This window comes from Mycolicibacter kumamotonensis, assembly GCF_002086285.1.
Lineage (GTDB): Bacteria > Actinomycetota > Actinomycetes > Mycobacteriales > Mycobacteriaceae > Mycobacterium > Mycobacterium kumamotonense.
Map to the genome: position 1 here is coordinate 78,656 of NZ_MVHU01000014.1, position 21,975 is coordinate 100,630.

The 21,975-nt window shown below is 67.8% G+C and carries 21 protein-coding genes and 1 pseudogene; 11 read left to right on the forward strand and 11 right to left on the reverse strand.

All coding sequences use genetic code 11. The features are described from left to right. Nucleotides 1–8 precede the first annotated feature (8 nt). The 7 genes from BST28_RS11435 to BST28_RS11465 are packed head-to-tail and all read left to right on the forward strand — an operon-like array spanning nt 9 to nt 6,195. Nucleotides 9–1,160, forward strand: a complete 1,152-nt coding sequence (locus tag BST28_RS11435; RefSeq protein ID WP_019735791.1) for an MCE family protein — start codon at nt 9–11, stop codon at nt 1,158–1,160. Beyond that, entirely contained in the window at nt 1,154–2,746 is a 1,593-nt protein-coding gene (locus BST28_RS11440; protein ID WP_083081094.1) for an MCE family protein, read from the forward strand. Before BST28_RS11435 ends, BST28_RS11440 begins: the two co-directional genes overlap by 7 nt. Then, nucleotides 2,716–3,372, forward strand: a complete 657-nt coding sequence (locus BST28_RS11445) for an Rv1363c family protein (protein ID WP_029248936.1) — start codon at nt 2,716–2,718, stop codon at nt 3,370–3,372. The genes BST28_RS11440 and BST28_RS11445 overlap by 31 nt, the downstream gene beginning before the upstream one ends. Then, on the forward strand, nt 3,369–4,322 hold the full coding sequence (locus BST28_RS11450) for an RDD family protein (protein ID WP_019735788.1): 954 nt from the start codon (nt 3,369–3,371) through the stop codon (nt 4,320–4,322). The genes BST28_RS11445 and BST28_RS11450 overlap by 4 nt, the downstream gene beginning before the upstream one ends. After that, on the forward strand, nt 4,319–4,864 hold the full coding sequence (locus BST28_RS11455) for an Rv1363c family protein (RefSeq protein ID WP_019735787.1): 546 nt from the start codon (nt 4,319–4,321) through the stop codon (nt 4,862–4,864). The genes BST28_RS11450 and BST28_RS11455 overlap by 4 nt, the downstream gene beginning before the upstream one ends. Next, a complete protein-coding gene (locus BST28_RS11460) occupies nt 4,831–5,526 on the forward strand; it encodes a hypothetical protein (RefSeq protein WP_029248935.1) in 696 nt (231 codons plus the stop codon). Before BST28_RS11455 ends, BST28_RS11460 begins: the two co-directional genes overlap by 34 nt. Nucleotides 5,527–5,529: 3 nt before the next feature. After that, on the forward strand, nt 5,530–6,195 hold the full coding sequence (locus tag BST28_RS11465; protein ID WP_043335568.1) for a YoaK family protein: 666 nt from the start codon (nt 5,530–5,532) through the stop codon (nt 6,193–6,195). A gap of 120 nt (nt 6,196–6,315) precedes the next feature. Here BST28_RS11465 and BST28_RS11470 read toward each other — a convergent pair whose 3' ends face one another. From BST28_RS11470 to BST28_RS11515, 10 genes and pseudogenes are all read right to left on the reverse strand, one after another. Beyond that, a complete protein-coding gene (locus BST28_RS11470) occupies nt 6,316–7,146 on the reverse strand; it encodes a mannan-binding protein (RefSeq protein ID WP_019735785.1) in 831 nt (276 codons plus the stop codon). 9 nt (nt 7,147–7,155) lie between these two features. After that, a complete protein-coding gene (locus BST28_RS11475) occupies nt 7,156–7,743 on the reverse strand; it encodes an Rv1363c family protein (protein WP_029248933.1) in 588 nt (195 codons plus the stop codon). A 55-nt stretch (nt 7,744–7,798) separates the two neighbouring features. Next, nucleotides 7,799–9,049 (reverse strand): MlaD family protein, encoded by a 1,251-nt coding sequence (locus tag BST28_RS11480; RefSeq protein ID WP_019735783.1) that lies wholly within the window; start codon nt 9,047–9,049, stop codon nt 7,799–7,801. Beyond that, the gene (locus BST28_RS11485; protein ID WP_019735782.1) at nt 9,046–10,293 is read right to left on the reverse strand and encodes an MCE family protein; all 1,248 of its coding nucleotides are present in this window, start codon (nt 10,291–10,293) and stop codon (nt 9,046–9,048) included. The genes BST28_RS11480 and BST28_RS11485 overlap by 4 nt, the downstream gene beginning before the upstream one ends. A 2-nt stretch (nt 10,294–10,295) precedes the next feature. Then, nucleotides 10,296–11,380: pseudogene (locus BST28_RS11490) on the reverse strand (MCE family protein). 116 nt (nt 11,381–11,496) lie between these two features. After that, nucleotides 11,497–12,549, reverse strand: a complete 1,053-nt coding sequence (locus BST28_RS11495; RefSeq protein WP_019735781.1) for an MCE family protein — start codon at nt 12,547–12,549, stop codon at nt 11,497–11,499. A 4-nt stretch (nt 12,550–12,553) separates the two neighbouring features. Beyond that, complete coding sequence (locus BST28_RS11500) at nt 12,554–13,648, reverse strand: MlaD family protein (RefSeq protein WP_019735780.1); 1,095 nt, start codon at nt 13,646–13,648, stop codon at nt 12,554–12,556. Then, a complete protein-coding gene (locus tag BST28_RS11505; RefSeq protein WP_083081096.1) occupies nt 13,645–15,231 on the reverse strand; it encodes an MlaD family protein in 1,587 nt (528 codons plus the stop codon). Before BST28_RS11505 ends, BST28_RS11500 begins: the two co-directional genes overlap by 4 nt. Further along, the gene (locus tag BST28_RS11510) at nt 15,231–16,088 is read right to left on the reverse strand and encodes an ABC transporter permease (RefSeq protein WP_019738207.1); all 858 of its coding nucleotides are present in this window, start codon (nt 16,086–16,088) and stop codon (nt 15,231–15,233) included. The genes BST28_RS11505 and BST28_RS11510 overlap by 1 nt, the downstream gene beginning before the upstream one ends. A 1-nt stretch (nt 16,089) precedes the next feature. Continuing rightward, the gene (locus tag BST28_RS11515; RefSeq protein ID WP_083081099.1) at nt 16,090–16,959 is read right to left on the reverse strand and encodes an MlaE family ABC transporter permease; all 870 of its coding nucleotides are present in this window, start codon (nt 16,957–16,959) and stop codon (nt 16,090–16,092) included. 368 nt (nt 16,960–17,327) lie between these two features. Here BST28_RS11515 and BST28_RS11520 point away from each other — a divergent pair, with 368 nt between their 5' ends. Together BST28_RS11520 and BST28_RS11525 are read left to right on the forward strand one after the other, a co-directional pair. Further along, complete coding sequence (locus BST28_RS11520) at nt 17,328–17,921, forward strand: hypothetical protein (RefSeq protein ID WP_083081102.1); 594 nt, start codon at nt 17,328–17,330, stop codon at nt 17,919–17,921. Between the two features lie 70 nt (nt 17,922–17,991). Continuing rightward, nucleotides 17,992–18,630 (forward strand): Rv1363c family protein, encoded by a 639-nt coding sequence (locus tag BST28_RS11525; protein WP_019738510.1) that lies wholly within the window; start codon nt 17,992–17,994, stop codon nt 18,628–18,630. Between the two features lie 23 nt (nt 18,631–18,653). Here the strand turns inward: BST28_RS11525 and BST28_RS11530 are convergent, their stop codons facing one another. Beyond that, entirely contained in the window at nt 18,654–19,379 is a 726-nt protein-coding gene (locus BST28_RS11530; RefSeq protein ID WP_083081106.1) for a pirin family protein, read from the reverse strand. A gap of 123 nt (nt 19,380–19,502) precedes the next feature. On the opposite strand from BST28_RS11530, the gene BST28_RS11535 reads away from it, so the two are divergent. Continuing rightward, a complete protein-coding gene (locus tag BST28_RS11535) occupies nt 19,503–21,416 on the forward strand; it encodes a putative alpha/beta hydrolase (protein WP_083081109.1) in 1,914 nt (637 codons plus the stop codon). A gap of 83 nt (nt 21,417–21,499) precedes the next feature. Continuing rightward, nucleotides 21,500–21,973: an LppA family lipoprotein gene (locus tag BST28_RS11540; RefSeq protein WP_083081112.1), complete on the forward strand. Its 474-nt coding sequence runs from the start codon at nt 21,500–21,502 to the stop codon at nt 21,971–21,973. The last annotated feature ends 2 nt before the right edge of the window (nt 21,974–21,975 follow it).

Consider the following 21,975-nt stretch of genomic DNA (forward strand, 5'->3'; position numbering starts at 1 on the left):
CAACAGCGATGAAGACGGTCAGCCGGCGGGGTTGGCAGGCCCTGGTGCTGCTGATGGTGGCGCTGACGCTGACCTCGTGCCGGGACTGGCGCGGTATCGCCAACGTTCCGCTTCCGGGCGGGCCCGGCAGCGGCGCCGGTTCCTACACCGTCTACGTGCAGGTTCCGGACACCCTCGCGCTCAGCGGCAACAGCCGGGTTCTGGTCGCGGACGTGTTCGTCGGCGCGGTCGACCAGATCGAGTTGAAGAACTGGGTCGCGACCCTGAAGCTCAAGCTCAACAAGGACGTCCATCTGCCGCGCAACGCCACGGCGAAGATCGGGCAGACCAGCCTGTTGGGGTCTCAGCACATCGAACTCTCGTCGCCGCCGAACCCGGAAGGGGAGCTCAAGGACGGCGACACGATCGGGCTGAACAATTCGTCGTCGTTCCCGACGATCGAGCGGACGCTCGCCGGAATCTCCTTGCTGCTGCACCGGGGCGGCTTGTCCGACCTGGAGACCATCACCACCGAATTCAACGCGGTGGTGGGTGGCCGTGCCGAGCAGATCCGGGCCTTCCTGAACAAGCTGGACACGTTCATCGTCTCGCTCAACGAGCAGCGGGACGACATCACCCATGCCATCGACTCCAGCAACCGCCTGCTGAGTTACTTCGCCGCGCACAACGACGCCATCGATCGGGTGCTGACCGACTTCCCGCCGCTGTTCGAGTACTTCAACGCCCAGCAGCAGATCTTCATCGACGCCATCGACGGACTCGGCCAGATGGGCCGGGCGACCAACGAACAGATCGCCCCGATCCGGTCCGACCTGCACAAGGTGCTGACGTCGATGCAGTGCCCGGCGCGTGAGCTCCGGAAGGCGTCGCCGTACATTCCCGACCTGTTGCAGGTCATGATCACCGCGCCGTACCACGTCGACGGTGCCTTCAAGGCGGTGCGAGGCGACTTCATCAACTCCTCGCTGGTCGTGGACCTGACCTACGCGTCGATCGACAACGCGATCCTGACCGGCACCGGGTTCTCGGGGATGCTGCGGGCGCTCGAACAGTCCTTCGGCCACGATCCGGAGAAGATGATCCCGGACGTCCGGTACACCCCGAACCCCGCCACCGCTCCCGGCGGTCCGTATGTGGAAAGGGCTGACCGGAATTGCTGACACCTCAGATCAAACGGCAGCTGATGATCTTCACTGTCCTGACCGTCGCCGCGCTGGCGGTGCTGGGCGTGTACTACCTGCGGCTGCCGAGCCTGGCCGGCCTCGGCCAGTACACCCTCAAGGCGAACCTGCCCGAGGCGGGCGGCCTGTACAAGACCGCCAACGTCACCTACCGCGGCACCATCATCGGCAGGGTCACCGCCGTCGAGCCGACCGAGACGGGCGCGCAGGCGACGATGCAGATCTCCGACAAGTACAAGATCCCGGTCGATGCGACGGCAAACGTGCATTCGGTGTCGGCGATCGGTGAGCAGTACCTGGATCTGGTCTCGACGGGAAACCCCGGCCAGTACCTGAAGAAGGGCCAGACGATCACCGAGGGCACGGTGCCGTCGGCGATCGGTCCGGCCCTCGACGCCGCCAACCGTGGCCTGGCCGCGCTGCCGACCGGCAAGATCAGCGCGGTCCTCGACGAGACGGCGACGGCCGTCGGCGGGCTGGGGCCGGCACTGCAACGGCTGGTCGACTCGACCCAGGCGATCGCCGGCGACCTCAAGGCCAACCTCGGCGACATCGACGACATCATCGACAGGTCGGCCCCGATCATCGAAAGCCAGGTCCAGTCGGGCGACGCGATCATGCAGTGGGCGCGCAACCTCAACCTGCTCAGCGGCCAGGCCGCGAGCCGGGACGAGACGGCCAAGCACATCCTCAACGAGCTGCCGCCGCTGATCGACCAGGTGCACACGGTGTTCAGCGACTCCAAGGACAGCCTGCCGCAGATGATGGCGAACGCGGCGATCCTGACCGAGATGGCCAAGCGCTACAACCGCAACATTGAACAGGTGTTGGTGTTCCTGCCGCAGGCCGGTTCCATCGTCCAGACGGTCAGCTCGACGTTCCCGGGGCGCGCATCAATAGACGTGGCACTCGGGGCCTTCCCGGGCCCGGTTTTCCCGATCCCGATTCCGGGCCTGAGCCTGGGCTACCCGCCGCCGTGTCTGACCGGCTACCTGCCGGCATCGGAGTGGCGGGCGTTCGCCGACACCAGTCCCGCCGACCTCCCCGACGTCTCCTGCCGGATTCCGCAGGACACGCCGTCGAACAACGTGCGCGGCGTCCGCAACATCCCGTGTGTCGACGTGCCGGGCAAGCGGGCCCCGACGCCGAAGGAATGCCGCAGCGACAAGCCCTACATCCCGCTGGGCACCAACCCCTGGTACGGCGACCCGAACCAGATCCGCAACTGCCCGGCACTGGGGGCGCGCTGTGACCAGCCCGTCGAACCCGGCCACGTGATCCCGGCGCCGTCGATCAACACCGGCCTCAACCCGCTACCGGCGGATATGGTGCCCCCGACGCCGCCGCCGCTGAACGACCCGCTGACCCGGCCGGGTACCGGTAGCGTGCAGTGCAACGGGCAACAACCGAACCCCTGCATCTACACACCGGGTGGGGGTCCCGCTGCAATCTACAATCCACAGAGTGGCCAGGCGGTGGGGCCGGACGGCGTCGAATACTCCGTCGAGAACTCGACCAACATAGGAGACGACGCATGGAAGGGGATGCTGGCACCGTTCCGGTGAGTCCGGACGGGGAGCAGCAGACCGCAGAAACCGCCGAGACCGCAGACACGACGGACGAGGACACCGCAGCAGACACCGCGACGACGGAGCCGGCATCGACCGATGTGGCAGACGCCGGGTCGGGGCAGTCCCGCCTCGGGCGTCGCCACCTGGTCGCCCTGTGTGTCGTGCTGGTCGTGCTGGCCGCGGGTCTAGCGACCGCGGGATACCTGGGGCTGCGGGATCACGCCGCGAGCCAGGCCATGGCGCGTGACAACGCGGAGGCGATCGCGGCGGCCAAGCACTGCGTGTTGGCTACCCAGGCGCCCGACAGTGCCGATATCGCCTTGGCGCAGCAGACGATCCTCGACTGCGCCGCGGGAGAATTCCGAACCCAGGCCACTTATTTCGCGGAGATCTTCGTCCAGGCGTATCGAGCGGCCAAGGTGCACATCGAGCTCACCGAGATGGGTGCCGCGGTCGAGCGGAACAATCCCGACGGCTCGGTCGACGTGCTGGTGGCCTTCCGGGTCAAGGTCGACAACGTCGAGACCCAGGGCAAGGAGGTCGGCTACCGGCTGCGGGCCCAGATGGTCCGCGAGGACGGCCAGTACCGGATCGGCAGACTCGACCAGGTGGCCAGGTGACCGACGCAGTAACCGAGGTGCCGCCGGCCCGGCCGGCCGGGTGGCGGGCCCGCGCGGCCGCGCTGGGAGTCGACCTGCTGCCCGGCGTGATCGTGGTGTCGGCGATGGCACTGGCAGCGCTGGCCTTCCCGCCCGGCGGGGTGTGGTGGTGGATCGCGGTGTCGGTGGCCGGCCTGGCGATCCTGGCGACCGCGGCCAACCGGACGCTGGCGCCGGCGATCACCGGGTGGACCCTGGGGCGCGCGTTGCGCGGAATCGAGGTGGTGCGCGGCGGCGAGAAGACCGAGGCTGTCGGCGCTGTGCGGCTGCTGCTGCGCGACGTGGCGCATCTGCTCGACACCGCACCGGTGTTCGCCGGCTGGCTCTGGCCGCTGCGCGACAAGCGGGGGCGCACCTTCGCGGACATCCTGGCGCGCACCGAGGTACGCCCGGCCGGCACGCGACAGCCCCCGGCGGGCATCCGGGTCAGGACCGCCGCGGTGTTCGGAGCGGCGGCCGCCCTGAGCGTCGTCGCCGCCGCGGCCGGCTACTTCGTGGTGTTCCGGCCCGAGCACGCGTCGGACGTAGCGCGAACCGAGGTTTCCCGGCAGGGCCCGAAGATCGTCGCGGACATGCTGTCCTACGATCCGGAGTCGCTGCAGGACGATTTCGCCCGGGCCCAGTCCCTGGCGACCCCGAAATACCGTGAGCAACTGGTGCCGCAGCAGGATGCGATCCGCGGCGGTAAGCCGACGCCGAACTACTACCGGGTTGCCGATGCCGCCGTGCTGGATGCGACGTCGCATCGGGCGACGATGCTGCTGTTCCTGCAGGGGCAACGCGGGGAGTCCGGCAAGGAGCGCCTGATCAGCGCCACCGTGCGGGTCACGTTCGCGAAGACGGCGGGGGACTGGCTCGTCGACGACCTCACCGTGGTCAGCCGACCGCTGCCCGCCGAGGAGGGGAAATGAGCCCGCGGCGCCGGATCGGTCCCGAAGACCGGCCGCTGTTCGTCGAGCGAGGCGTGCCGAATCGGGCGCTGGCCACCGCACTGGGGGCCGCCGTGACGCTGGCGGCCGCGGCGATCACGGTGTGCGCGCTGGTGCTGACCTCGCATGCGTCACACCATCGGGCGGCGATGAGAGACGTCGAGGTGCTCGGCGAGGTGCAGTCCTTCATGGCCATGTTCACCTCGCCGGATCCGTTCCACGCCAACGACTATCTGGCCGAGGTGCTGGCGCACGCGACCGGAGACTTCGAAAAGGAGTGCCAGGACAAGGCCAACCGGATCCTGCTCGCTGTCGCCCGTAGCGAACGGACCACCGGGACGGTGACCGGGGCCGGGGTCGAGCGGTGGAACGACGACGGCAGCGCGAACGTGTTGGTGGCCGTCGAGAACACCGGCAAGTCACCGGACGGTAAGCAGGATGTCAGTGCCGCATCGCGCTGGCTGCTGACGGCACAGAAGGAAGGGGACCAGTGGAAGATCAGCAATCTGAACCAGGTGCTGTGACCGAGACGTCCTCCGAGACCGAGGACGGTCCGATCGACCTGGACCACGACGAGAGCAGCGAACCCGACGAGGACGAAACCGGCACCGGTGACACTGACGACGCCGCCGAAACCGGCGGCGACGACGCAAAGCCGCGTGCCCGCAGGCGAATCGGCCTGCGAGTGGCGGGTGCGCTGGCCGTCGCGCTGTTCATCGGCTCCGCCGGTTTCGCCGCCGCCGCCTCCCAGCCGTACCTCGCCGACCGCGCGGAGGTGGCCACCAAACTCGACATCGCCCGGACCGCGGCCCGAGCGATCCACACGCTGTGGAACTACACGCCGGAGAACATGGACACGCTCCCGGATCGGGCGGCGGTCTACCTCAGCGGCGACCTGGAAGCCCAATACCGCAAGTTCATCGCCGCGATCGCCGAGAGCAACAAGCAGGCCAAGGTCACCGACAGCACCGAGATCGTCGGCGCCGCAGTGGAATCCCTGGACGGCGACGAGGCCACCGTGCTGATCTACACCAACACCTCGGCGACCAGCGAGCTGAGCAAGACCATCCCCCAGATCAAATACCTGACCTACCGGCTGTACATGAAACGCGACCAGAATCGCTGGGTGGTCACCAGGATGCCGACGATCACCTCGCTGGATCTCACGCCGCGGTTCCAGAACTGAGCCATGGCTGTCACCTCGCCGCTGTCGCAACGGCGCACGGTGGTGGCTCTACTACTGCTGACCTTCGCCACCGGCCTGATCGACGCGATCAGCGTGCTGGTGCTCGGGCGGGTGTTCGTCGCGAACATGACCGGCAATGCGATCTTTCTGGGCTTCGTGTTCGTCGCCCACACCGGCATCGATCTGACCGCGGCGGCGGTGGCGGTCGGCGGGTTTCTGCTCGGTGCGATCATCGGCGGTCGCCTGGTGCGGGCACTGGGACAGCGACCTCGGACCTGGGTCACCACCGCCCTGGGCATCGAGGTGGCTCTGCTACTGATACTGGCCGCGCTGGCGGGGTTCGGGGTGCTGCGGTACCACGACGCCAGCAAGCTGATCCTGATCGTCGGGCTGGCGGTGGCCTTCGGCGTGCAGAACTCCACCGCACGCCAGTTCGGCATCCAGGAGCTCTACACCACGGTGCTCACCTCGACCATCGCCGGGATCGGGTTGGACAGCAGGCTGGCCGGCGGCACCGGGGCCCGGGAAAGGCTGCGCTACGGAGTCGTTGTGACGATGATCGGCGGGGCCATGGTCTCAGCGACGCTGACCCGTGTCGTCGTGGCGCCGGTGATCGCACTGACCGCTGCCGTGGTCGCGGTGAGCCTGCTGCTGTTCCGCTACGGCTAGCCGCGTTCCACGCGCCGTTCTTCGCGCGAGATTGCAACCATGCAGGAAAATCCGCGAAATCGCCTGCACCAGTGCAATCTCGAGAGGGAAGCGCCGCTCAGACCCCGCTCAGACCCCGCACTATTGTTGCGGCGGTCCCGGCGTCGCCTCTCCTGCGTCGTCGGGGCTCGCTGAACCACCGTATTCGGGGCGCAGGATCGAACTGAGTGCCACCAGCGGGATGTGCGCCTGAACGTTGCCGCCGTCCATGTACCACTGCATCTGGTTGTACTGGATCGGAGCATCGTGACTCACCGGGTAGTCGGGCATGTACAGGATCAACTCGTCGGGAGTCAACGCCCACGACCGGTAGCCCCCGGAGAAGACCTTGTCCGGGGTGAAGCGTTCCGGCACGAACGGGTAGTCACCGGGCCGATGCTCCCAGAACGCCCGGTCCAGTGCCTCGACGATGTAGGGCTCGCCCAGCTGCGGGATCGTCGCGAGTGGATCCACGCCGGGCTTGGTGATGTCGGCCAACTGCAGTTGCCGCCCGCGGGCCATGTCGAAGGTGAAGGTGCGGTAGGCGTTGTTGATGTACGGCCCGTCGGAGTGGTAGTCCTCGTGAAAGACCACACTCAGCGCGTCGCCGTGCTGGAAGATCTCGAAGTTCTCATTGCCCCAGCTGTCGGCGACCATCGAGGCGCCCTTACTGCGCCAGTTGGTGAACAACGCCGACAGGTAGTCGCGGATCGGCGGTCCGGCCACCGGGTGATCGACCAGGTCCCCGGGCACCGCCATCCGGATATAGCGGGTGGCCAGCCGCTCGGAGTGCACGTCGGCGCTGCAGTAATGCCCGTCCCAGGCGCCGCCCAGCCCGCTGCAGAACGACGGCGCCGAGGCGCCGGCCGCCGGTGCGGCCGACACCATCAGTGCAGCGGCCGCTGCACCCGTCAGTAGCCGGGTCGCCCACATAGCTTCCCCCTAAGGCAGTTCGACTTTGCTCGCCAGCCATCGGCCGTCGACCTTCTGCATGGTCATCTGCATCCGGCTGCGGTCCACCCGCGGATCGGGGCGGGTGGTGTTGGTGACCGTCTGATTGACCATCAACAGCACCACCACCTGGTCCGTGGACCGCGACTGGACGGCCGAGTCCACCACGACGCCCTTCGCCGAAGCCTTGTTGTCGATCAGCAGCTGACGCAGTTGGACGCTGGCCTTGGTGTAGGTGTCCTTGAAATCGCCGGTCGCGCCGTTGAGCACCGCCGCGAAATCATCGTCGACCTTGTTGGAGTCGATGCTGGTCAATACCTGGGCGTAATCCACCGCGGCCCGTTGCGCGGCGGCGCCGGCGGCCGAAATCCGGTGCTGCTGCCACAGTTGCCAGCCCAGCCCACCGGCCACGCCGAACACCACCAGGTAGGCGGCGGCGACACCCCCGAGTACCAGCCGCCGTGACCGCGGGGCCGCCGGCGCAGGCACGGGCACCGCCTCGGGGGTCTCGGCTTTCGCGTCGTCCTCGGGAGCCTGTTCGGCAGCGGTCGATTCCGGCTCGTGCGCGGTCGATTTCACGTCTTCGGCGCTATCGGGTTCATCGGCGGTGGTCACCGCGGTGTCTCCTTGAACATCAGCGGGGCGGGTCGATCAACAGTGGCGGGCCGCCATAGGGGGTGGGAATCGTGTAGCGGCCCTTGGGCGTCGGGTCGGTGGTCGCCGCCAAATCCGCGCCGGGCGGCGGGCCCGCGGTGTCGTCGCCCGGTGGCCGCGGCGCGTTGTGGGCACCCCGCACCATTACCGACTGATCGGTGTCGCGACAGTAACCGTACAGGTAGGGCTCGGGGTAGTCCGCTGCCGACGGGGACCGCCGCGGGGTCCCGTAGTCGCAGGTGTAGCGCGGGTAGATCTCGACGGTCGCCCACATCCCGTTCTCGTGGATCGCCGAGTCGAGTGCCGCCACCGTCGAACCGCGGTAGTTCGGGAACAGCGCATTGAGCGCGGGAACCCGGACGTAGAGCAACTGTGCGGCCGTCACCAGGTTGCCCAGCAGCCCGACCATGGTGTCGGAGTTGTCGTCGAAGAGCCCGTCGACCGAGGACAGCATCCCGGGTGCCTGGTCGACCAGCCGGTGATAGCCGCCGATCATCGGGGTGATGCCTTTGAACACCCTGTCGAGGTTGTCCGTCGTCGCGACCAGACCGTTGTTGACGTCGCTGAGCATGGTGAAGACCACCCGGCTCGTCTTCAACAGGCGCACCGTCTCCGGCAGCACCGAATCCAGGGTGGACAGCAAGAAGGTGCCGCCGTCGACGATGTCGGTGAGCTTGCGCGGCCCCTCGGCGGACAGGCTGAGTTCCCTCTTGACCAGCTCGAGCTTGTCCGGGTCGGTCTGGGCCAGCATGCCGTCGGCGTCGGCCAGCAGCTGCGAGATCGGAATCGGCGTGGTGGCCTGATCGCGGGCGACCACGCTGCCGCCGGTCAAAAACGGGCCGGTGTTCGACAGGGGCTCGAAGTCGATGTACTGCTCGCCGGCGGCCGACAGGCCGGAAACGCGCACCTTGCTGGCCGCGGGAATCTTCACCGTCGACTTGATGTTGGCGACCGCGTCGACGCCGGTGCTGGTGATCCGCAGCGACTCGATCCGGCCCACGGGTACCCCGCGCACCGACACGTCCTGGTCGGTGAGCAGTCCGCCGGAATCGGGCAGCGCGATGGTGATCTGGTAGGTCGACCGTGTCGGGTTGACCCGCAGTGCACCCACCAGCAGGTAGGCGGTCGCCACCACCAGGGTCATCGCCAGGGCGACCCCCGACAGCAGATTCTTGCGCCGATAACCGGCGCGGACCAGGGCCACCAGCCGGCGGCTGAGTGCCTCGATCATGGCGTCGCCCCCTGCCCCGGCGGGCCAGGCTCGGTGGCCGCCGATTCTTCTTCGGCCGGGGTCGGAGGTATCGGCGGACCGACCGCCGTCCACGGTGCCTGCCCCATGTCGGAATCCGGACCGCGTCCCACCACGCGTTCTTGTAGCCGCCACAGCGCGTACTTGATCGAGCCGGCCATCTTGGCCCAGTCGTAGCGCTTCGGGCCGTGGAACGCCGGGTCGCCCTTGAACCCGGCGTCGGGCATCGAGCCCCATACCAGGCGGTCGATGCTGGCGTGCACCGCGACACCGGACCCGGCCGTCAGCTTGATGAACGGGGCCATCAGCCGGTTCAGCGCGTACAGGCTGGTGTCGGGGTCGGTGGCCACGTCATTCCACGCGCCGGCGAGCACGTTGGCGTCCTTGATGAAACTGTGCCCGGAGTCGTCGGTGCCGGCGATCGACGGGAACCGGGCCAGCTGTCGGCTGGTCGCGCCCAGTTCCTCGACCACGTCGGCGAGCTGGCTGGTGTTGTCCACCAGGGTGTCGGTCGCCGGACCGGCCGCGGTGAGCACGTCGGTGAGCGCGGCGCTGCGGGCATCGAGGCGGTCGGCGAGTTGGCTGGTCTCGCGCAGCGCCGTCTCGATCTCGCCGGACCGGGCGTTGAGCTTGACCAGTAGTTCGTTGGACTGGTTGATCAGCTTTCCGAACGCCTGGCCTTGATCACCGGTCGCCTTCCCGGCGCCGTTGACGATGTTGGTGAAGTTCTGCACCGCGCCGCCGTTCACCAGCAGCGCCGCCGAGCTCAAGACCGACTCCACGGTGGCCGCCGAAGCGGTGGACTCCAGCCCGATGGCATCGCCGCCCTTGAGCAGCGGTGTCGAGGGGTCCAGGTGAGCCGGCGGCTTGATCGCCACGAACACGTCACCGAGCGGTGTCGCCGACCGCAATTCAGCGGTGCTGCCCACTGGGATCCGGACGCCGTCCATGATGCGCAGGGTGGTGACCGCGGTGTAGTTGCGCGCCACCATCGACTCCATCTGGCCGATGTCGGCACCGGCGAGCTTCACCTTGGCGTGGCCTGGCAGGTTCAACGCGTTGGCGAACACCGCGGTGATCAGATAGCCCCCGCTGCCGATGCCGGGAGCCGGCAGCGGGAGGCTGTCCAGGCCGCTGACGCCGCAGCCGGCCGTCGACGACGCGATGGCCGCGCTGCACAGCAGCGCGATGGCCGCCTTTGCTGTCCGGTTCTTGCGCGCCACCATACCTACTGCCCCATCATCGAAAGGCCGTCGAGAACATAGGTCAGACCGAAGTCGGGACCGTAATCGGCCAACGTTCCCGTGCCGCAACCCAACTGCCGAAGGTGCATCATGTTGCACAGCTCCTTGGTGCTTGGCTGTCGACGAGGATCTTGTCGACCAGGGCGTGCAGGCGGACCGCCCCGTTGTTGGTGTCGACGGCGTTGTAGAGGTTCTCCAAGGTCAGCGGCAGCAGGTTGATGAGCTCCGCCAGGTCACGCTGCTTCTCCACCAGGGTGGTCACGGCGGTGTCGCCGTTCAGGATGCTCTTCTTGAGGTTGTCCCGGTTGGCCTGCAGCAACGACGTCGCCTGGGTGACGATCTCGTTGATCTTGCGGCCGTTTCGCCCGGTCCCGAAATCCTCGTTGGCCAGCATCTGACTCAACTGGCGTGTGGTGGAACCGAATTGACGCAGCTTGGCGTCGTTGCGTGCCGCCGCGTCCATCAGCGAGCTGAGGTTGGTGACGATGCTGGTCAACTGGTCGCCGGTCGCCTCGCCACGATCGGAGCTGAGTCGCAGTGCCCGGGACAACTCGCTCAGTGCCGACTTGATCTTCTCGCCGTTGCCGTCGGCGATGTCGGCGCCGGCATTGATCACGTCGGCCACCGGCCCATTGCCCTTGCCGTCGCCGCCGAGCGACTTGGAGACCTTGTCGAGCATGTCCAGCACCCGATCGAACGCCACCGGTGTCCGGGTGCGGTTCAGCCCGATGGTGGTGCGGTCGGCCAGCACCGGACCACCCGCGTACGCCGGGGTCAGCTCGATCTGCCGCGCGGTGAGAATCGAGGTATTGATGGTTACGGCGTGCACGTCGGCGGGGATCTTCACACCGCGGTCGACGGTGAATTCGGCCTCGACGTACTCGCCCTTGGGGGTGACCTTGCGGACCTTGCCCACCGGCATCCCGAGTACCGCCACCACATTGCCTTCGTAAAGACCAGCGGCGCTGTCGAATTGGGCCGTCACAGTGATGTGCCCGCCGAACGACTTGACGTAGTAGGCGGCCGCGGCGACCACGATCAGCGCCCCGGCGATCAGCGCGCAGATCAGCACCGTGACGCGCCGCCGGCCGGTGCGGGTGACCGGCGACGCTGCGCGGCGCCGCGCCGCGGCGGTGTCTGCCGGCTCCTCGATCGGATCGTCGGCGGCGACGGTCGGGGGCGCGCTCATTTGCAATCCTTGAAGTACTCGATCATGCCGAACTGCTTGGCGCGCCCGCTGATGGCGCACATCCACGAGTCGATCGCCATCCCGTTTCCGGCGAAGAACTCGATACCGGGGCCGTAGCCGGTGGCGTTGGTGATACCCCGTAGCGGCGGCGGCGCGGACTGGATCAGGCTGCGCAACAGGTCGTCGTGCTCGCCGAGCATGTCCGACAACGTGCGGATGTTGACCAACATGTCATCGAGCATCGACCGGTCGTTGACCACGACATTGTTCAGATTGGCCGTCAGGTTGGTCAGCGCAGCCAGCATGGCGTGAAAGGTGTTCTGCCGCGCCACCAGTTCCCCGATGAAGTCCTGGCCCTGATCGATCAGGGTTCCCAGGTGCGTCTGCTGGTTGCGCAGGGTGTTGGCCACCCGCTGGGTGTTGGCGAGCAGGGTGCCGAGCTGATCGCGCCGGTCGGCGGTGATCTTCGACAGCGCGTGCAGATTGGCCATGGCCTGCGGAATCACCGGCGGAAGTCCGCTCATCTGCTGGCCGAGCACGGCCAGGGATTGCCCGAACTGGTCGGAGTCGACCTCGTCGAACGTGGTGGTGGCGTCCTCCAGCAGCGACTCCAGGGAGTAGGGCACCTCGGTGTGGGCGAGATCGATTCGCTTGCCGGGCACCGAGCCGGGACCGTTCGGCTCCAGTTTCAGATACCGCGACCCGAGGATCGTCATCACCTGGATCTTCGCCCGGGTGTCCTTGCCCAGGGGGAGGTCGTTGCGCACCGCCAGGCCGGCTTCGACGTGGTCACCGGCGAGCCGCATGCTCGTCACCCGGCCCACCTCGATGCCCGCGACCACGACCGGGTTGCCGGGGGCCAGCGCGGCGGCCTGGGCGAACTCGGCGGTGTAGCGGGTATAGCCGACGCCGAGCACCTTGACGAACAGCGCCGCGGCCACCACGACACCCACCACGGCCAGCGCCCCGAACCCCAGCCAGGTGGTGTTGTAGGACTCCAGCGGCCGTCCGCGCCAGCGGCGGAAGAACGTGCCGGCCCGTGTCGTCATCGTGTTACCCATCGACGGTGTTCCTGCATTGGGGTGTGTGCCAGGCCAGGTTCTCCCGGGTTATCGGGCGAGCATTGCCGGGGGTCGCGGCGTTGACGATGATCGTGGTGATGTCGTTGAAGCCCGGGAAGAATCCCGCGACGTTCAGGTCGCAGAGGTAGGCGTTGCCGTAGGCGCCGTCCCCGAATGCCCGGCCCAGGCCCTTGAGCAGCAGCGGTAGGTTGGCGCCGGTGAACGCCAGCTGCGGTTCGATCCCGGCCATGTGCTTGGTGAAGCCGGGCTCCCGGTTGATCATCTCCTCCAGGGACGGGAAGACCTCGTCGGCGATGCGCGACAGCTGCCGCGTCACCTGGGCCAGGGAGCTGACCGAGGACTGCAACGCCGGGCGACGCGAGTCCAGGTCGGTCAGCGCTCGCCGGGCCTGGGTCAGCGCATGGTCGAGCTGATCGTTCTGGCCGGCGACGGTGCCGGCCAGCCTGTTGAGGCTGGTGATCAGGTCACCGAGCACCTCGTCGCGCCCGGCCAGCGTCGCGGTCAGCGTCGACGACTGGTCCACCAGGTCGGTGATCGACGCCTGGTCGCCCTGCAGCGACTGCAGCACACCGCGGGTCAGATCGTCGGCCTGCTTGGGGTCGAGCAGCGACATCAGTGGTTTGAACCCGTTGAGCAGCGCGCCGACGTCGAAGGACGGTTCGGTGTGCTCGACGCCGATCACGCTTCCGCGCGGCAGCTGCTCGGTGCTGCCGTGGGAACCCAGCGACAAGCCGAGGTAGCGCTGGCCGATGATGTTCTGATACGTCACCGACGCGACCGTGTTGCCGTACAGCTTCTGGTCGCTTTGGACGATGAACGAGACCTTTGCTTTCGGGGGGCCGGCCGCTTTCCCGTCCAGCTCGACCTTCTCGACCCGGCCCACCCGGACGCCGGCCATCCGGACGTCGTCGCCCTCGCGCAGTCCGTAGACGTCGGTGAACACCGCCGCATACGGCGTGGTCGCGCCGGCCACATCGCGGCGCAGTGTGGCGTAGACCAGCCAGGTCAGCACCATCGCCACGACCATGAAGACGGACAGGCCGATCAGGGGTCTGCGGAAGCTCACTTGTGGGCTCCCCCTTCGGCCGGGGCCCACGACACCGAGGTTCCGCGCGCGACGGGGCCGAGCAACAGCTGGGTGGCCACCGACGCCGGCTGCCCGCGGCCGGTGCCCAGCCCGGTGATCAGCCCGAGCTGTTCGCGTTCGGCCTGACTGCCGACGGGACCTACGTTGCCGCCGTAGGCGGCGGGTGCCACCGGTGCCGGCGGCTGCCACTCCGGGGCGTGCGGTTGGGCCGGGATGGGAGGGCTCGGCGGTGGTGGCGGCGCGGGGTCGAGCGGGTCGGCGGTGCCCGGGACCCGCGGGAACGGACCGGTCCACCACGGCAGCGGCGGGTTGGTGTCCTCCAGGCTGCGATTGGGATTGACCAGGGGCGGCCCGACGGCATGCAGGTTGCCGTCGGGACCGATCTCGGTGCCCGGCGGTGGTTCCAGGCCGGCCGGGAACCGGTAGTTCTGCGGCAACAGCGTCTCGGGCAGGTCGGGCCGGACCGAGATCATCGGCGCGGTGAAGCAGCTCGGTCCCTTCAGTTCGCCGTACTGCGGGCAGTCCGCCCGGGTGTAGGTGTGCAGCGGGGTGAAGGACAGGTTGGCGCGCATCATCCCGGTGATCAGCCGGTGATCGTAGAGCTGGTCGAAGAATTTGTCGGAGAGCCGGTTGACCCGGGTGAAGATCGGGACGTACTTGTCGGCGTTGTTTGCCAGCACGCCGATGACGGGCGTGAGGTCGTGGGTGATCTGGATCAGCTGGTCGACATGGTTGTCGAACGCCTCGCGCGCCACGCCCACGGTGTGCTGGCCACCGGCGACCAGCGAGGCCAGCTCGGCGCGTTTTTCGGCGAACGCGCGCATCGGCTCGACCGCCTGGTGCAGTGCGTCGACCAGGTCGGGGGCGCTTGCCTGCAGGCCGTGGGTGGCGTCGAGCAGCGCCGAGACCGTGGTCGGCCCGGGTTCGGTGGCGACGATGCTGTTGAGCTGATCCAGCAGCCGGGACATGTTCGCGCCGGCGTGCAGCAGCTTGACCCGCCGGTTGTCGGTGGCCGCACCGACGGCGGCCAGGATGCCCAGGCTGTGGTCCTCGCGGCCCCGGCCGGTGGCGGCCAGGATGTCGCGCAGTTTGGAGACCGTGGTCTGGAAGATCACCGTCGACAGTTCGCCGTTCTCGGCGATGTGCGAGCCGTCGCGGATGGCGGGACCGCCGGCTCCGTCGCCGGAGTCGACCAGCTGAATGGACGACACCGCGAAGACGTTCGAGGGCACCACCCGGGCGGTCACCGACGTCGGAATGTCCTTGGCGTGGTTGGGTTTGAGGTTGATGTGCACGTAGTTGGGCTTGCCGTAGGCAGCCGGGATCACGTCGGTGACGTTGCCGACCAGCAGGCCGTGGTACTTGACGTCGGATTGGGCGGGCAGCCCGTCGCCGACGTTCATCAGGTCGGCCACCACCCGCACGTAGCTGTTGAGCACGCCGGTGGATTTGGCCAGCAGGCCGGCGGTGGCCAGCGCGATCACCACCAGAACCGCGACCCCGGCGACCAGCAGTTGGCCTTCGGAGGGACCGCGCCCGTCGGTGTCGAGCGAATTGCCCATCAGCCACCGAACCTTGCGCCGGAGTCGATGCTCCACAACGCCATGGTCAGCAGCATGTTGACCATGATCACGATCGTGATGGACGCCCGCATGGCGCGGCCGGCGGCCACCCCGACGCCTTCGGGTCCGCCGGAGGCGTAGAAGCCGTAGTAGCACTGCACGGTGGAGGCCAGCCACACGAACACCACGCACTTGAGCACCGAATAGACGATGTCCTTGCCGCTCAACATCATCGTGAAGTAGTGCAGGTACGGACCGATCGAGCCGCCGCTGATGATGCCGGTGACCAGCTGACAGGTCAGGTAGGTGATGGCCAGGCACGCCACGTACAGCGGGATCACCGCGAGGGTCGCGGCCAGCAACCGGGTGGTGACCAGGAACGGGATCGGCCGGATCGCGATCGAATCCAGCGCGTCGATCTCCTCGGCGATCCGCATCGCGCCGAGCTGCGCGGTGAACCGGCAGCCGGCCTGCATGGCGAACGCCATCGACGCCATGATCGGCGCCAGCTCCCGGGTGTTGACCAGCGAGGAGATGATGCCGGTGGCCGGGCCGAGGCCGAGCAGGTTCAAGAAGTTGTAGCCTTCGATCGCCACCAGCGCGCCGGCGGTGAAGCCGAGCACCACGGCCACCCCGGCGGTGCCCCCGCCGACCACGATGGAGCCGTTGCCCCACGCGATATCGGAGAGCAGCCGCACGAACTCCTTGCGGTAGTGCCGCAGCACGGTCGGGACGCCGGCGGCGGCGCGGCCGAAGAAGACCAGCATGTGGCCCAGCCGGATGGTGGGGCCGGATGCCATCCGGTAGGCCCGCAGCAGCGGGCGCGCGATCGCCGGAACATACGGGGAGACCGTCATCTCACAACCCGGTCCGTGGATACAGCACGTTGTAGAGCTCGCTGATGGCGACGTTGACGATCATCAGCACCAGGATCGCCTCGACCACCGAAGCGTTCACCGAGTTGGCGACGCCGGCCGGTCCGCCCCGGGTGGACAGGCCCTTCTGGCAGGCCACCACCGCGACGATCGCGCCGTAGACCACGGCTTTGATCAGCGCCACGATCATGTCGCCGGTGGTGGCGAACGAGGAGAACGTCGCCACGAAACTGCCGGGGGCGCCCTTCTGGAAGTAGACGTTGAACAGATAGCTGGCCAGGAACCCGACGAAGCAGGTGATCCCGGTCAGGGCCACGCCGATCATGATGGCCGCGCCGAAGCGCGGGACCACCAGGCGTCGGATCACCGAGACGCCCATCACCTCCATGGCGTCGGTCTCCTCCCGCATGGTGCGGGAGCCCAGGTCGGCGGTGATGGCCGAGCCGACCGCGGCGGCCATCAGCATCGCCGCCACCAGGGAGGCGGCCTGCCGGATGACGGCCAGCCCGGCGGCCGCGCCGGCCAGCGAGGTCGCCCCGACCTGGTTGGCCAGCAGCGCGAACTGGATGGACAGGGTCACCCCGATCGGCAATGCCACCAGGATCGTGGGCAGCACCGCGGTGTTGGCCATGAACGCGCTCTGCCGGACGAACTCGCCCCACTGGAACCGGCCGGTGAACAGGTCGATGAAGAAGTACTGCACGGTGCGTACGGCCAGCACGCACTGCTCACCGACCGTGGTCAGCGATGCCAGCGGATGCCGGTTGACGTAGCCGAGGGTCCAGTCCTCGATGGCGGCCACCCCGTCGAGGGGCGCCTCATCGGCGAAATCACGGTGATCCTGGGTGGTCATCGGCCGCCTATCGCGGACTTGTGGCCACTGGATGGGGCTGTTTCCCGGTTGGGCCGATGATCCATGGCGGACATGGTAGCCACCGTTCTTACTCCCAGGTAGGGTTCCGCGATTCCGGCACCAACGGGTGAAGGAACCGGTGGTATGTGCGCCGCGACGGTCCGAGGAAATCTCATCGGGTGTCAGCGCGGCCTTTCATCCGGCCATGATGTCGGAGACCGTGCTCCGGTAGGGGCGCTTCGGCCAACATGACTGAGGTTATGGCGGGTTACTCACGGGTAGCACGGATTTCGCGGATTCCGCGACCGGCGGGCGGGTCCGGTGACGATACTCGACGATGGACGAAACCGAACACGGGGAGACTGACGATGCGCAGCTGGTGGGCGTGGGCCGCCGCCGGGTTGGCCGCGTGCGCGGCGGCGACCGGGGTGGTGTCGGCGCCGGGACCCGCCGCCGCCGACCCCGACCAGCCGCCGGCCCTCCCGGTGTTTTCGCCGGCGCCCACCGACTGGACGCCGCACATGGACTTCTGGCCCTACAACACCTTCACCTACCAGGTCACCCCCGAGATGATCGGCGGCATGTCGGACTCGTGCCAGTGGTTCAACGCGCAATTCGACCCGTTGATGGGGCAGATCAACGACGTCAACCGCGCCCTGGCGCAGCGAGCCGATGTCTACGCCGGCGTGCAGTCGCAGGCCGATGCGGTGGTGGCCAACATCGACCGGGCGACGGGTTTTTTGGCGCCGAGGCTCAAGCCGCTGACGATCCGCAACACCCCCAACAACTACGGGCCGTATTCAGCGATCTACGGCGGCGAGCAGCTGACCGGGGTGCTGTTCCAGCTCTCCCGCATCGCCGACAGCATGCGGAAGAAGCAGCCGGCGGGCTTCACCCGTCCCCACATCGATTCCGCCGCCGGGTGGGGCGACGCGTTGCGTAACTCCGGGGCTTGCACCTGAGCGCCGGCCGCCGCCGGGTGCGGTAGGTTCGGGGTGCGTTGCGGCCGAACGGCTCGGTCCAGGGAGGGTAGTGCAGGTGCCGGACGGTGAAGACGGAGCGGCCGACCTCGAAACGTCAACGGAACCGGTAGTCGAGACCGCTGACGGGCCCGACACGGTGACCGAGGAGTCACCGCCGGCCGAGGCCGCCGATAAGACCGATAAGAGCGTTGCCGACCAGGTCCCTGCGGCGCGGAGAGACTCGAGGTGGCGGTGGGTCGCCGCTGCGGTATTGGCGCTGGGCCTGATCGGCGCGGCCTACGAGGGCTGGCTGCTGTTCGCCCACCATCAGCGCGAGGTGGCCGCCGCACAGGCACTCGACGCCGCCGAGAAATACACCCTGGTGCTGACCGGGGTGGATCCGGGGGCGATCGACCAGAACTTCGCCGAGGTCCTCGACGGGGCCACCGGCGAATTCAAGAATATGTATGCCGCCTCCAGCGAGCAGCTGCGTCAACTGCTGATCGAGAACAAGGCGGCCGCACATGGCACCGTCGTCGAGTCGGCCGTCAAGTCCGCCACCAAGAACAAGGTCGAGGTGCTGCTGTTCGTCGATCAGTCGGTGAGTAACAAGGCCTCTCCGCAGGCGAAGATCGACCGCAGCCGCATCGTGATGACCATGGAGAAGGTGAACGGCCGCTGGCTGGCCGCCAAGGTCGACATGCCCTGAGGCGCGTTCCGGCCCGCGCGGTCTCACCCACCGCCCAGGCGCTTGGCCATGGCCCACACAAGCACCTCCGACGGGTCGGTCGCGGTGAGCCGTCGACCGCCGCCGCCGGTGAGGCGGACCGCGTCACCGGCGGTCAGCTCTCCGATGCCCTCCACGTCCACCCGGCCGAGCGCGATGAACAGGTGCAGGTAGGCGGCATCGGGAAGTGCGACGCAGCCTCCGGGCCGGGGCCGGGCCGCGTAGAGCGTGGCATCGGCGTTGCCGATGGTGATCGCGGCCTGCGGGTCACTGCCGGAGGCGACGGTGACCAGATCCCCGCCCCCCAGTGCGTCGCCGATGTCCTGCTGTTGATAACCCGGGGTGCGTCCCGGGGTATCGGGCATTATCCACATCTGGACGAAATGCACGGGCTCACTGGTTGATTCGTTCGTCTCCGAATGCCGGATACCGGTTCCGGCCGACATCCGCTGGGCCAGCCCCGGGCGGATCACCCCGGAATTGCCGATCGAATCGCGGTGGGTCAACTCGCCGGAGAGCACCCAGGTGACGATCTCGGCGTCGCGGTGCGGATGGGTGCCGAACCCCGAGGCGGGCGCCACGACGTCGTCGTTGTTGACCAGCAGCAGCCCGTGGTGGGTGTTGTCCGGATCGTAGTAGTCGTTGAACGAGAACGAATGCCGCGAATTCAGCCAGGAGGTACGGGTGGCCGCGCGGTCGTCCGCCCGTCGCACATCGAGCAGGCCGGTCATGACCGCCAAGGTTAGCGCGCAACGTGGTCGTTGCCGGTAGTCTCACCCCAACCGCCGAGACATACGGAGGTAGCAGGCGATGTCCGTCGAAACCGGCGTGCGCTACGACGCCGGGTCTGTCGCGTGAGTCGTCCGACGCTGCAGTACTTGCAGATCGGCGCGCTTATCTCCCACGCGGGCGGTGATCCGTGGGCGGTCGACGACAGTCTGCAGGCCGGCAGCCCCACCCAGATCGACTTCCTGGCTCAGGCATTCCATTCGGCCGCCGGATCGGCCACCTCGGCCGAGGAAGCCTTCGTCACCGCCCAGCAGCACTTCGAGCAGTACAACAGGGAGAACGGCGAGCAACCGATCAACAACAGCGCCGAGGTGCAGCGGGTCAAGGACGGCCTGCACGCCACCAATCAACAACTCGGCCAGATCGCGGCAGACCTGGAGACCATCGCCGCCGCCTTGGCGCAGGCCCGCGCCGCCTCGCTGGCCAACATCACCGCGCTCAACGCCAACCTGATCGTCCTCGACGCCCGTATCGGGGTGTACCTGGAGCAGGAGAGTCAGGGCTACGACCACGACGCGGACATCGCCGCGTGCCGCCAGCTGGCCGAGAACGACACCGAGACCGCGCTGCACAATGCCACGGTCATCCGCAACGGCTACTCCAAGACCCTGCAACAGGCCTTGACGAACCTGCGGGTGCGCGACGGCTACGACCCCGACGCTGCGTTGGGCGAATTCGACGCCGACGCGCCGGCACCGCCGCCGGGACCCGTGCCCGACGATCCCAAAGAGTTCAACGACTACTGGAACAGCCTGACGCCCGGTCAGAAGGACTGGCTCTACAACGCCGACCACAACATCGGCAACCATCCGGGCATGCCCTGCGATCCGCCGGATCATCTGGGCTACGACCACTACAACAAGCTGCACCTGGCGGACGAACTCTCGCGGGCGCAGGGTGCGGCCGCGCAGGCCGATGCGCTGCGCAACCAGCATCCGGACTGGGCTGCCGGCAACAACATTCCGCATCCCAATGAGCCGGGAGCGATCTTCGACGACCGCGTCGCCTACGAGAACTGGCAACGCCAGTACGACGCGGCCCGTGAGGCGTCCAAGTATCTGCCCGACCTGCAAGCTGTCGATAAGGCGTTGCTGGCCGGTCCGAATCGCAAACTGATGCTGTTGGACACTCAGAGCGGCACGCAGGCCCGGGCGGCCATCGCGGTCGGTGATCCGGACAAGGCCACCCATGTCTCGGTCACCGCACCCGGGCTGAACACCACGGTGCACGGCGCCATCGGGGGAATGACCGAAGAAGCAACCAACGTCAGGCGGGAAGCGCTGCGGCAATTGCGGTTCGAGCCGGGACACGAAAGCGATACCGTCTCGACGATCGCCTGGATCGGGTACGACCCCCCGCAGGTGCCCGGCTTCGACGACAAGACCGCGTCGCTGGCCGGCATCTGGGGAGTCACCCACGACGACCTCGCCAGGGCCGGCGCGCACGATCTGGCTCGCTTCTACGACGGGATCCAGGCCTCGCACCTGGGCGGCCCCGCCGATCTGACCGCGATCGGGCACTCGTACGGGTCGCTGACCACCGGACTGGCCCTACAGGAGCCCGGCGATCACGGGGTGTCGCGGGCGCTGTTCTACGGGTCTCCCGGCATCGAGGCGTCCACACCCGGGGACCTGCAACTGCATCCTGGTCAGGTGTTCGCCATGGAAGCCCCCGACGACCCCATTCAATGGGTCTACGACGCCAGGGCTGTCGGCCAGGGCATTCCGATCCTGGGCACCTACCTCAACAACGAGCTCGGCGACTTCGGGCCCAACCCGGCCACCAACCCCGAATTCACCCGCTTGGCCACCGGCGCCGCGAGCGTGCCCGACGGGCATGGCGGCACCATCACCCTGCAAGAGGCCCACGGGCACAGTGACTACCCGCGCTTCCCCGACGGCGGAGGCCTGCGGACCACGAATTACAACATCGCCGCGGTCCTGGCGGGCCTCGGCGATAAGGCGGTTCACGGAAATTGATGTTTCACCGAGTGTCTCCACCCCAGCCGCGACGATGCCTGTTCGCTGTCTTGGCCATCGCCGCACTCACCGCAGGATGTCACATGACGCAACCATATGAACCCACCCCGCCCAGCGTTGCCGCCGAGGCCTTGGCGGTGCTCAAGTCGTTGCCGTCGTTAGAGGACACGCAAACTCAAGTAGCCGCCACGATGGATGAGATAACCGACGCCGCAAAACAACTCATCCCATCCATCGTCTGGGAGACGCTGGACGAGGGAGATGGCGGAAACTGTGAGCGGCCATACGAACAAACCGACGGTAAGCGTTTCTTCCTGCCGGACGCGGTTGCCCGGGATGTCGCGGTGTCAGAGCAGGTCTGGGCGAAGCTCGAACAGACCGCCAAGGCGGCGGCTGCCAAGCTGGACGCCACCGAGGTGCAGGTGATGCAGAACCAGCCGGGCAATCACGACGTCGGTTTCTACGGCCCCACGGGGCTTTTCATCAAGATCGGCTACCGGGGAAACCTGGTGGTCTCCGGGTACACCGGCTGCCGGTTGCCGCGCGAGGCGAAGTAGCC

Bases quoted from the DNA above. Each gene is read 5' to 3' on its own strand.
- BST28_RS11435 (WP_019735791.1), top strand. From the start codon at position 9: ATGAAGACGGTCAGCCGGCGGGGTTGGCAGGCCCTGGTGCTGCTGATG.
- BST28_RS11445 (WP_029248936.1), top strand. From the start codon at position 2,716: ATGGAAGGGGATGCTGGCACCGTTCCGGTGAGTCCGGACGGGGAGCAG.
- BST28_RS11455 (WP_019735787.1), top strand. From the start codon at position 4,319: ATGAGCCCGCGGCGCCGGATCGGTCCCGAAGACCGGCCGCTGTTCGTC.
- BST28_RS11465 (WP_043335568.1), top strand. From the start codon at position 5,530: ATGGCTGTCACCTCGCCGCTGTCGCAACGGCGCACGGTGGTGGCTCTA.
- BST28_RS11470 (WP_019735785.1), bottom strand. From the start codon at position 7,146: ATGTGGGCGACCCGGCTACTGACGGGTGCAGCGGCCGCTGCACTGATG.
- BST28_RS11480 (WP_019735783.1), bottom strand. From the start codon at position 9,049: ATGATCGAGGCACTCAGCCGCCGGCTGGTGGCCCTGGTCCGCGCCGGT.
- BST28_RS11485 (WP_019735782.1), bottom strand. From the start codon at position 10,293: ATGGTGGCGCGCAAGAACCGGACAGCAAAGGCGGCCATCGCGCTGCTG.
- BST28_RS11495 (WP_019735781.1), bottom strand. From the start codon at position 12,549: ATGACGACACGGGCCGGCACGTTCTTCCGCCGCTGGCGCGGACGGCCG.
- BST28_RS11505 (WP_083081096.1), bottom strand. From the start codon at position 15,231: ATGGGCAATTCGCTCGACACCGACGGGCGCGGTCCCTCCGAAGGCCAA.
- BST28_RS11510 (WP_019738207.1), bottom strand. From the start codon at position 16,088: ATGACGGTCTCCCCGTATGTTCCGGCGATCGCGCGCCCGCTGCTGCGG.
- BST28_RS11515 (WP_083081099.1), bottom strand. From the start codon at position 16,959: ATGACCACCCAGGATCACCGTGATTTCGCCGATGAGGCGCCCCTCGAC.
- BST28_RS11520 (WP_083081102.1), top strand. From the start codon at position 17,328: ATGCGCAGCTGGTGGGCGTGGGCCGCCGCCGGGTTGGCCGCGTGCGCG.
- BST28_RS11530 (WP_083081106.1), bottom strand. From the start codon at position 19,379: ATGACCGGCCTGCTCGATGTGCGACGGGCGGACGACCGCGCGGCCACC.
- BST28_RS11540 (WP_083081112.1), top strand. From the start codon at position 21,500: ATGACGCAACCATATGAACCCACCCCGCCCAGCGTTGCCGCCGAGGCC.